The sequence below is a fragment of the Chromohalobacter sp. HP20-39 genome (assembly GCF_033052815.1).
GTDB lineage: Bacteria > Pseudomonadota > Gammaproteobacteria > Pseudomonadales > Halomonadaceae > Chromohalobacter.
In genome coordinates this window covers 1-277 of sequence record NZ_JAWHTP010000612.1, presented here as the reverse complement: position 1 = coordinate 277, position 277 = coordinate 1, and the positions used below count along the sequence as shown (strand labels likewise).

1 protein-coding gene is annotated in these 277 nt (G+C 76.2%); it reads right to left on the bottom strand.

From position 1 onward, the window contains the following. On the bottom strand, window positions 1-277 hold a 277-nt coding region (locus RVY79_RS19400; RefSeq protein ID WP_317466203.1), incomplete at both ends, for a hypothetical protein.

Below are 277 nucleotides of genomic sequence, written 5' to 3'. Positions count from 1 at the left end.
AGCTGTTCGCGGGCGCGAGCCGGAGGCGGGGCTCCAGCGGCCGTCAGCAGGTCCGCATTGACCGCCAGGCCGAGGGCCGCGATGCGCTCGCGGGTCGGCGGATGGGTGTCGGTCGGGTGGGCCTGTCCGTCTTCGAGACGCGCTGCCGGGTCGTCGAGGCCGCGCGCCATCGCCCGGTCGAGAGCCGCCGCCACGAGATCGGAGGAAGCCGCGGCCGGCGCAGCGGCAGCGGTCTCCAGAACGTCCACGATGCCCGGACGCACGGCGCCGGAGCGGA